Origin of the sequence: Nocardioides agariphilus (assembly GCF_015352445.1) — a bacterium.
In the GTDB taxonomy this organism is placed as follows: Bacteria; Actinomycetota; Actinomycetes; order Propionibacteriales; family Nocardioidaceae; genus Nocardioides; species Nocardioides agariphilus.
Genome location: NZ_JADKPO010000057.1, coordinates 1 through 9,851, shown reverse-complemented (window position 1 = coordinate 9,851; position 9,851 = coordinate 1). Strand labels below are relative to the sequence as shown.

At 66.7% G+C, this 9,851-nt stretch carries 7 protein-coding genes and 2 tRNA genes; 7 read left to right on the top strand and 2 right to left on the bottom strand.

From position 1 onward, the window contains the following. The first annotated feature begins 319 nt into the window (after positions 1–319). The 6 genes from ISU10_RS22325 (at position 320) to ISU10_RS22305 (ending at position 2,637) form a co-directional block, all read left to right on the top strand. Positions 320–393, top strand: a tRNA-Ile gene (locus ISU10_RS22325). A gap of 25 nt (positions 394–418) precedes the next feature. Next, positions 419–553: a DLW-39 family protein gene (locus tag ISU10_RS23390; RefSeq protein ID WP_228501755.1), complete on the top strand. Its 135-nt coding sequence runs from the start codon at positions 419–421 to the stop codon at positions 551–553. A 27-nt stretch (positions 554–580) separates the two neighbouring features. Then, a tRNA-Ala gene (locus tag ISU10_RS22320) sits at positions 581–656 on the top strand. A gap of 59 nt (positions 657–715) precedes the next feature. Beyond that, a complete protein-coding gene (locus ISU10_RS24300; protein WP_370865793.1) occupies positions 716–820 on the top strand; it encodes an IS1096 element passenger TnpR family protein in 105 nt (34 codons plus the stop codon). Positions 821–1,097: 277 nt separating this feature from the next. Continuing rightward, positions 1,098–2,006: a HipA domain-containing protein gene (locus tag ISU10_RS22310; RefSeq protein ID WP_194698660.1), complete on the top strand. Its 909-nt coding sequence runs from the start codon at positions 1,098–1,100 to the stop codon at positions 2,004–2,006. Beyond that, positions 1,981–2,637, top strand: a complete 657-nt coding sequence (locus ISU10_RS22305) for an HIRAN domain-containing protein (protein ID WP_194698659.1) — start codon at positions 1,981–1,983, stop codon at positions 2,635–2,637. The genes ISU10_RS22310 and ISU10_RS22305 overlap by 26 nt, the downstream gene beginning before the upstream one ends. 494 nt (positions 2,638–3,131) lie before the next feature. Here ISU10_RS22305 and ISU10_RS22300 read toward each other — a convergent pair whose 3' ends face one another. Further along, on the bottom strand, positions 3,132–6,311 hold the full coding sequence (locus ISU10_RS22300) for a DUF3427 domain-containing protein (protein ID WP_194698658.1): 3,180 nt from the start codon (positions 6,309–6,311) through the stop codon (positions 3,132–3,134). Positions 6,312–6,449: 138 nt separating this feature from the next. On the opposite strand from ISU10_RS22300, the gene ISU10_RS22295 reads away from it, so the two are divergent. After that, positions 6,450–7,427 carry an alpha/beta fold hydrolase gene (locus tag ISU10_RS22295; RefSeq protein WP_194698657.1) on the top strand — a complete coding sequence of 326 codons (978 nt, stop codon included), beginning with the start codon at positions 6,450–6,452 and terminating at the stop codon, positions 7,425–7,427. A gap of 3 nt (positions 7,428–7,430) precedes the next feature. Here the strand turns inward: ISU10_RS22295 and ISU10_RS22290 are convergent, their stop codons facing one another. After that, on the bottom strand, positions 7,431–9,644 hold the full coding sequence (locus ISU10_RS22290; protein WP_194698656.1) for a transglutaminase TgpA family protein: 2,214 nt from the start codon (positions 9,642–9,644) through the stop codon (positions 7,431–7,433). Between the last annotated feature and the right edge of the window lie 207 nt (positions 9,645–9,851).

Sequence of the window (9,851 nt, the reverse complement as noted above, 5' to 3'; positions counted from 1 at the left end):
AGCAACCGTCTCGAAACCCAGCGCCCCGTACGTCGGTGATCGAGTCCCGCTGGTTGAGGAGGGTTGCGCCGCGAGTCCCGCTGGTTGAGGAGGTTGCGCTAGCAACCGTCTCGAAACCCAGCCCCCCGTACGTCGGTGATCGAGTCCCGCTGGTTGAGGAGGGTTGCGCCGCGAGTCCCGCTGGTTGAGGAGGTTGCGCTAGCAACCGTCTCGAAACCCAGTGACCCAGCCGCTCCCCCACGATTGGTCCGCCCTCCGGGCCGTCCGGTATCTTCGTCCTCGGTCACCGTCCCCCAGCGGGGCGGTGGCGCCGCTTCCCGGGCCTATAGCTCAGACGGTTAGAGCGCTTCCCTGATAAGGAAGAGGTCACAGGTTCAAGTCCTGTTAGGCCCACTGCAACGACGGGAGACCCACACTCATGAAGAAGATCTTGTTCGTCCTGCTCGCCGCCGCCGGCGTCGTCTACGCCAAGCGCAAGCTCGACGAGGGCAAGCACGAGCAGGCCCTCTGGGCCGAGGCGACCGACAACGTCTCGTCGTCCTCGGCGGAGTAGCTCCGCCGCTCCACCAGACACGTACTGGGGGCCTTGGCGCAATTGGTAGCGCACCTGCTTTGCAAGCAGGGGGTTAGGGGTTCGAGTCCCCTAGGCTCCACCATCAGTAATCCCAGGCATTTCGACCTCGATGAGGGCGAGGACGGGACGCTCGAAGACGACGTGAGACTCGATCAATTCCTCGCCCAGAAGGGCGACGAGCTCTGGTACGAGCGTGACTTCGGTGACGGCTGGGACCACAAGCTGGTGGTCGAGGAGCCGCCGTAGGCGTCGCGCTGCATCGGCGCTCGGATGGCCTGCCCGTCCGAGGACTCGGTGGCCTCGGCGGCTATGAGGAGCTAGCCGTCGAGGTACGCAGCGGGCGTGATAACGGGCAGCTCCCGAGCGTCTTCGACGACGCTGCATACGCCCATGACTGGCTGCCGGTCGACTAACACCCCGACCTCGCCGTCGCGCCCACCGCGCGGGCGGCGATCCCGACGGACCTGACCACTGTTATCGGAGATCATGACTACGGTCGGAATCACCCGGGTGAAGGAGTGCAGTGGAGATTGACGTGTCGGCATGGACCGTCATCCGTGACGAGCCGGGCGGGCGCGACAAGAACAAGCGGTGGATCGCAGAGGACGCCGACGCGCCCCGCGATCAACACTGGCTGTGGAAGTACCGCCAGACGACTGGCGATGGCTCCGAAGCGGCTTTGACGGACTGTGCCGAGGTCTTCACCTCTTGCCTCGCCGCCGCGATCGACCTACCTGCAGCGGAGTGCAGGTTCGCGATACTCGACGGCGAACCCGGGGTGATCTCGCGCAACGTCACGCCCCACGGTTTCAACCTGAACACCGGCACGACCTATCTGCCCGAGGTCGAGGGCTACCAACGTCGGCCATCCGTCGGGTCCGATCCCGATGGTGGTCGCATGCGACTCGACGAGGGCTACACGCTCGACTCCATCGAGCAGGTCCTCGAACACGTCGAGGCCCCGCCGGGGGTCAGCGATCTATCAGCGTTCGCTGTGTTCGCCGGCTATCTGGTCCTCGACGCCCTGGTGGGGAACGGCGACCGGCATCCGGGCAACTGGGCAATCATGGAGCGTCAAAGCGACGGCGCACGCTTCCTCGCACCGACCTACGACCATGGCAGCGCGTTGGGCGCCGGGCTGACAGACGACAACCGGCGGGACAAGGATCCCGTCGCCTTTGCGCGGCGAGGGCGGGCGAATCCGTTCTCGCCACGGAAGCAGCTGCTGGTGGACCTGGCGCTTCAGGCCGTTCGGCGCAGTGGTGCAGATCTCTGGGTAGCGCGGGTCGCTGCGTTGGACGAGGTCGCTATTCGGGGGACACTGGAGGCGCCTCAAGGGAGACTGTCGGAGGTCGCGTCTACCTTTATGGAGCAGGTGGTGCTCGAGAACCAGAGGAGGTTGTGCCATGGCGACGCTGCTGAAGACCGATGAGCTCCTTGTCAGTCGGCAGGACCCCGAAACCCGTCGCTACAGTCGGGTCGGCGTCTTGAGCCACGACGGGCACACCTTCCGCTTCAAGTACGACGGCGGCGTGACGCGAGCTCTGCCGGGACTTCCGCTCGGGCGAGTGCACGAGAGCGAGTCGCTCTTCCCGATCTTTGCTGAGCGGGTCATGGACCCTCACCGACCCGAGCGGGCCGAAACGTTGGAGCAGTTGGGCTTGGGCGCCGAGGCTGGGCCTCTTGAAGTGCTAGCCGTGTCAGGCGGGGGTCGCACCGGCGACACCTACGAGCTGACTCCACTGCCCCAACCGGGACCTGTCAGCCTGCCGTTCCTTGTTCACGGCATCCGACACCTGATGTCTGAGGAACGTGCCGCGATCGACGATCTGAAGCCAGGCGATCGTCTTGAACTGCGCTGCGAGCCAGACAACGAGTTCAACGAGCGTGCCTTGCTGGTGAGGCAAACCGGTGACCGTCTCGGATATGTCCCGGATCCACTGCTCGACTACGTACACCGGATCATGGAGCGCCCATTCGAGCTCGTTGTCGATCGGGTGAACCCAGTCGAGGCGGGCATGCACATGCGTCTGCTCGTTCGCCTCACCGGCGAACTCGTGTAGTCGCCTTCGGCCGCGCGCTGATCCATAGTGAATATGAAGCGCCCGAGATTTGATGCCGCATCCTTTTGAGTTGGAAGGATGCGAATCATGCCGAAGAAGATCGATCCGCAGGTCAAGGAGCGGTGCGTGCGGCAAGTGCTCGAGCACTTGCCGGAGTACCCGTCGCTGACCGCGGCGGCCGGAATCCGTCTGTCGTAGTTCGACGCCGGCTCGGCGAAGCAGCTTGCTGATCGACTCGCGCTTGACGCCGTACTGCGTGGCCAAGTTGGCCCTAGAGTAACCTGATTGATATAGTTGTATAACACTTTCACGCTGTGCTGCACTGAACCGGAACTGTCCGGCGGGTGCGGGTGCGGGTGCGGGTGCGGGTGCGGGTGCCGGTGCGGGTGCCGGGGCAACTGGGGGAGCGAGCGGAACAGACCCCACGCGGTTGACGATGTCCCAAAAACGTTTCGAACTTGGTCCCGTTAGGACCACGCTCTTCGCTCTCAGTGTCAGCCCGCTGTGACGAGGCGAGCACTTTCGAAGGCGACCTCGGGAAGGGGTGAACGCAGCTTCCAGGTGATGGCGACCGGTCGGTCGCCCTCAAGGTCGCCGTGTCGGTCGACGAGGCCGAAGCAACGGAAGGTTCCTTCCACTGGTCCTGAGCTGCGTTCGCGGACGAACAACAGTCGATGCGTGGACCCCTCTGGCCCCTGTCCAATGCAACGCTGGGTCCCGCGTGACTCCTGTCGCCAGTTGTTGGGGGTTTCCCAGTGGAACAGGTCCGGCGTCAGGGCGTGATCGCGGTACTGGATGGTCGAAGAGAACTTCCGCGTGTCCTTGTGCAGTGTGACGAACATGAGCTGAACGCGTGAGTGCTCGACGAAGTAGACGCCTTCGCGATGCTCCTTGGGGCGCTCAACGGTGCCGACCCCGAGGGCGGCAAACACCTCAGCGCGGGTGTAGCGAGCATGCGCCATCAGCGAAACGTCGGCGAGGCCAAGCAGCGGGACGGGGGAGACGTCGAGGTCGGCACGGTTCAGCGTTAACAACTCGGCGATCTCATCGCGGACTGCCGGATGGCGCCACAGTTTGTTGAATCCCTCCTCGAGCGTGTGGGGCTTCATCAATAGGCAATGCATCAGTTGCATGGCCAGGCGCTGCTCAGCGATCGACAACTCGCCGGCACTGACGGGTTCGTCGGCCTTCAACCAGTCGAACCAGCGATTGACTCGCATGGCGTCCGCAACATGTTGAAGGTATGAGGCTCGACGCAGGAGGAGAACTTCTTCGTCACGCATGGAAGGGCTCGAAGGCTCGGCCGGCGCATCGGCCGACTTTGCCTCTCGTTGGAGTCGGGTCCACGACATCTTGCGGTTGTCGACGCCGTAGAACTGTTCGACCGTCCGACCAGTCCGGTGCAGGAATGACTCGAGCGATGGCCAAGTCCCGGTCTTGAAGTCCTTCAGTAGTCCAGAGACTCCGGGCCGCACAGCCACCCGCTTGAGGGCGGTCAGCACGCGTTCGCGGGCAACGCGTTCCAGGGTGATCGAGCATCCAGCCGGCAGGAAGGGGAAGCCCGCCTCCGCCTGCGTCCGGATGTCGCCCGCTGAGGGGTTGACGAGCGCTTGGTAGCGCTGCTCGAAGCGGTACTCCGCTCGATGCTGGCCGATGAAGTCGAGCACGAGACAGGTGGCCTTACCTGGCGCTAGCCGAAGGCCGCGACCAAGCTGCTGGGCAAACAGCACGGGACTCTGGGTCGGCCGACAGAGCAACAAGGTGTCCACGTCGGGAACGTCGATACCCTCGCCGAGCACGTCGACGCTGAAGACGACTTGCAGTTGTCCGGCCATCAGCCGGCCAAGCACCCGGTCGCGCTGCGTTTGATCATGATCGCCGACCAGGTAGTCCGCCTTCAGGCCGTGCTGCGTGAACTGCTCGGCCATGAACTGGGCGTGCGCGATCGTGACGCAGAACCCCAAAGCCCGCATGGATCCTGGATGCTCGACCCAACGATGGATCGCATGGACGATCCGCCGTACCCGCTCGTGGTCGCCGGTGTAGAGCTCGGAGAGTGCACCGACCGCATAGTCGCCGGAGTGCCACGCGAGATCGCGCAGATCCGTGCCATCGTCGACGCCGACGTACTCGAACGGCGCTAGCAGTTGATCGTCGACGGCCTCCCAAAGTCGGAGCTCGGTGGTGTAGCGGCCACCGAACAGGTCGGTGATGTCGGCGCCGTCGGTCCGCTCGGGTGTTGCCGTCAGCCCGACAAGCTCTCGCGGCGCAAAGTGTCGAACCACTGAGTCCCATGAATCCGCGGTGCTGTGATGGGCCTCGTCGACATAGATCACGTCGTACGCGGTCGGTGGAATCGATCCGAGTCGGTTGCGCAGGGTCTGCACCATGGCAAAAACATGCGCATCACGTGGGAGAGGTCCTGACGAGCCGCTCAGGAGTTCTCCAAAGCCGGGATCCTGGAGAACCTGACGGAACGTTTCACGCGCCTGCGCCAGGATCTGTTCGCGGTGTGCCACGAAGAGCAGGGTCGGGCGCACAGCTCCAGCCGCGGCGCCCAGTGCGGCATAGTCAAGCGCCGCCATCACGGTCTTGCCCGTCCCCGTGGCGGCAACGATCAGATGCTGATGCTCGTCGAACTCACCGCGCCGCGTGGCCAACGCGTCGAGCACGCGCTGCTGGTGCGGACGAGCGCGAACTTGGATGCGTGCGTACGCCGCTTCCAGTTGATCATTGAGCTTGTCGATCGTGCGCTGTGCTCGGCGACTGAATCCTTGTGCGGCGAACCCCCTCGCTTCGGCTAGCGCGGCATCCAATCGATCCGCGTCGGCCAAGGAGTACTGCTCGAAGCTGGCCGTGTTCCAGTAACTGTCGAATACCTGGTGGATGCGGTTGAAGACGGTCGGTGCGTCCGCCCGAGCAAGGCGAACGTTCCACTCCAGGCCTGTATAGAGGGCTGCCTCGGAGAGATTCGAGGAGCCAATGAATGCCGTGTCGAGCTCACCAGGTCGCCGAAACAGCCATGCCTTTGCATGCAGCTTGGTGACCATGCCCTGATAGTTGACGCGAACTTCAGCCCCCAGGCTGACCAGATCATCCAGCGCCTTTCGGCTGGTGGATCCCAAGTACGTCGAGGTGATGACGCGGATTCGGCCACCCCGTTCTGCCAGGGCGCGCAGATCCGGGCGGAGCGCTTCGATGCCCTTGTACCCCACGAAGGCGCAGATGAGATCGACCTCATCGGCGCAGCCGAGTTCCTGCTTCAGCACCGAACCAAGTGAGGGCTCCCCGGCTCCATTGACCATGAGTTCGCTCGCACTGAGTGGGATCGCCGGGTGCTGCGGCAAGGCGCTGCCCGCCAGCCCCGTCCCACTCCGCACCCCGCGAAGGACTCGAAGGGGAACTTGGAGGTGATCACCCCCGAATTCATCGCCCAATGCCCGGATGGCGTCGTTGACGACTTCAGCGCTCGTGACGAGGTCGTCTCCACTGCTGGGAGACCTCATTCGCCTCGCCACTCTCAGCAGGTGTTTGCCCAGTCGCTCGATCGCCTCGCTCTTGTCGAGGGGCGAAACGTCGGCCTGCTCACTCGCGAGAAGTTCCAGGGCTTGCCCAAGCTCGGTCGTGATCAACTCATCGCGAAGACCAGGCGGCAGCGGCCGTGAGGTACCCACCCTTGCCTCCCCGTGATAGCTGAGTGGGTCCAGAGCTTAAGCGCGCGCACTGCTATTGGCGGAGAATTCGCACGCACGATTGCAGAGCGGAGAGGCAGCTTGCTTCCCACCTGCTGGCAGAAGTCCTAGGTTCCGTCCATGAAGGCGGGACGGTACGGCGTCCTGACGGTGGCGGCGAGCGTCGCGCTGCTGAGCGGATGCGGCGGCGCCGAGTCGTCGGGTGCGGGCCCCGAGCCAGCCGAACCGACGACAGCAGAGACGACGACCGAGACGGCGAGCGAGACGACGCCGGCGTCGAACGACCTCATCCTCGACGTACCGATCGGGGACCGGCGGATCCATGTCACGTGCTTCGGGCCAGAGCAGGAGGGCGTGCCGACGGTCTTGTTCGAGTCCGGGGGTGGGGCGCCCAGCGATGCCTGGGATCGCGTCGTCGACATCATGGCGCCGACGAGGCGGGTCTGCTCCTACGACAGGGCGGGCGTGGGCGCGAGTCCGCCGGCGCCGGAGGCACGGCGTACCAACAAGGACCTGGTCGCAGACCTCGAGGCGACCCTGGCGGGGGCCGGGATCGAGGGACCGTTCGTGATGGTCAGCTGGTCGATCGGGGTGCTGCCACTGACGGTCTTCACCGACGCGCATCGCGCCGACGTCGCCGGCGTGGTGCTCGTGGACCCGCGTCCCCCTCAGGTCAGTGCGCGGTTCCTCGCCGCACTACCGCCGAAGCGCAAGGGAGAGCCGGAGGCGGTGCGGGCCTGGCGCGACGACGATCTCGGGACCTTCGAGCACGACCCGAGCCAGAATCCCGAGCACCTCGACATCGTCGCCAGCTACGCCGAGGTCAATGCCTTGCTGGACCCGCCAGAGCCGTTCTTCGGCGACCTGCCGCTGGTGCTGCTCAGTGCGTCGGGCACGCCCGCCGCTGCCTGGGGCGACCTACCGCCCGCCCTGCGCAAGGAGTTCGACCGCATCCACAGCGAGGAGCAGCACGCACTCGTCGCGGAGTCGACCAATGGTCGCTACGAGCTGGTGAGTCCCAGCGGACACGCGATCCCGGACGAGCAACCGCAGGCCGTCGTGGACGCGATCGAGTCAGTGCTCTCGGCCATCACCTGAGGCTCAGGTACGCCGTAGCGACGCGAGGCTGAACGGCGCCAGCCACCGGCGCCACGAGGGCAAGCCGGAGTGCAGGGACGTACGCCGATCGAGCACCGTCCGCCAGTAGCTCTCGGCGTCCTCGACGGACGGCACACCGGACCCGAAAACCGCGTCATCAGCGGAACGCGCCAGGTCAACGGCACCCAGGGCCACGGCCTGCAACGGACGCGAGCGGCGAGCAGGCACCGCAACCCCCAGGTCCCGGGCGCGGTCGACGAGCTCCTGCCACGCCCCGACGTACCTCGCGGTCACCCGGGGGGCGTGCCGCCGGCGGTGCCTGCGGACGACCTTGACCAGCGGCACGGCACCAGGGGCCAAAAGAGCCAGCAGCCACAGCCACTTCCACGAGCGACCGGCGACGTGCTCATCCGACCGGGAGGGCTCGTCCTGAGGGTCGTCGCGATCAGTCTGAGGAGGCTGGGCGGGCGGATCCACCTCGGAGGTGGGAGCCTCAGGAGGGACGACGACGGGGTCTTGGGGTGGGTCGTTCTGGCGGGGACGGCGGAACGACATGTACGACGCCCGCGGCAGCTCGCGCCAGGACTCGGTGCCGTCGGGGGTGACGACCCGCAGCTCGACCCAGGCGACGACGTCGCGGCCCTTGACCACACCGTCGACCGGCACCCGAGCCCCGACGACGACCCGCGCGGGCACACCGATGCGGGTGGCGACCAGGGCCATGGCGGCGGCGTACTGCTCGTCGTTGCCGACGGTGTAGGCGCCGTTGAGGAAGTCGTCGAGGCGCAGCCGGTCCTGTCCCTGGGCGAACCGCACCTCCCAGCCGAACGCGCCGTCGCTGTAGCGGCCGCGCTTCTTCATCATGGCTGCCGCGCGACGTACGGCGTCGAGCGGCGACGACGCGCGGGCCAGGGCGGCACGCGCCCAGGTGTCGGCGAACTCGGCCGCGTCGTACGTCGCGCGGTCGACCGACGGCGACGGCGAGGCGTCGCGCGGGAGCAGGGTGTCGGGGGTGTCGGAGAAGAACTCGTACTCGTCGCTGGCACCGAGCGTGCGCGTGGCGATGGCCGAGGACGTCACCGGGTTGAACCTCAGCTGTGACACCGGCACGGCACCGGGGAAGTCGGTGTTGAGCCCGAGGAGGCGACCGGTGAGCGGCACCCACTGGCTGTTCCAGTGGCCGGTCACCTCGATGCGCAGCGGCGTCTGGCCGATGGCCTCGTCGGTGGTCAGGTAGTCGGCAGACAGGAGCTGGAACCGGTCCTCGTGGCTGCCGGGCTCGACGTCGTTGGCGGTGACCCAGCGGGTGCCGTCGTAGCGGTTGAGCACCGCGAACCTCAACATCGTCCCGGCCGGTGACGCATCGCCCGGACGCGTCACCTCCAGCAGTGGTCGCCGCCAGGCGTTGTCGGGCAGGGCGGGCTGCTTCCTGTACCTGCGGAAGGTGTCCAACGGCGTCAGCACGACCGACACGCCATAGGCCGCCGTCTCCTCGCGTAGCACGAGCCGGTCGCGCTGCTCGCCGAGGAGGCTGCCACCGAGAGGTACGGCGAGGACGGTGCAGACCACGAGCACCGGTGCGGCGACCGGCCATCGGGCCACCACCGGTGCGCCGCCTGCTCCGCCGGAGCGGACCACCACCCAGACCAAGCAGGCCAGTCCGTAGGCCGCACCGAGCAGGGCGACCGACGATCCGTGGCTACCGGTCACCAGCACGCCGGTCAGCAGCACCAGCAGAGGTACGACGGGTGCCCCCGGACGGCGAGAGCCCAACGCGAGTCCGGTGGCCAGTGCCGCCGTCACCACGCCCGCGAGCACAGGCGCGAGCAGGACCGTGCCCGAGGCCTCGACGGGAGGGTGGGTGCCGACCAGCAGCGGCCAGCACTCCCACGCGCCCGTCAACACCCGCGACCACGTCTGCGACCGCGGCCAGCCGTTGGCGCCGAAGCTCACGCCCAGCACGCAGATCGCCAGTCCCACATAGGCGATCGGCACGGTGACCAGTGCCCAGCCGAGGAGCCGACGGCGCGCGTGAAGCACTGCGATCACCGATCCGAGGCACGCACCGGCGGCGCCGACCAGCAGCCAGGCGATGCCGTCGAACGTCGCCCACCAGCCGCCGATGGCCAGCACCGTCAGGAGCACGGATGCGATCGCGTCGCGGGGTCTCGAGACGGTCGCCAGCGCGACCTCCTCGACCATCGACGGGGTGGTCACCGCACGACCTCCGCCATCGCCACGGTGTGAACGGAGGCGATCGCGTCGCGGGGTCTCGAGACGGTCGCCAGCGCGACCTCCTCGACCGACGGATGTCCGCTCACGGCGCGACCTCCGCCATCGCCACGGTGTGAACGGAGGCGATCGCGTCGCGGGGTCTCGAGACGGTCGCCAGCGCGACCTCCTCGACCGACGGATGTCCGCTCA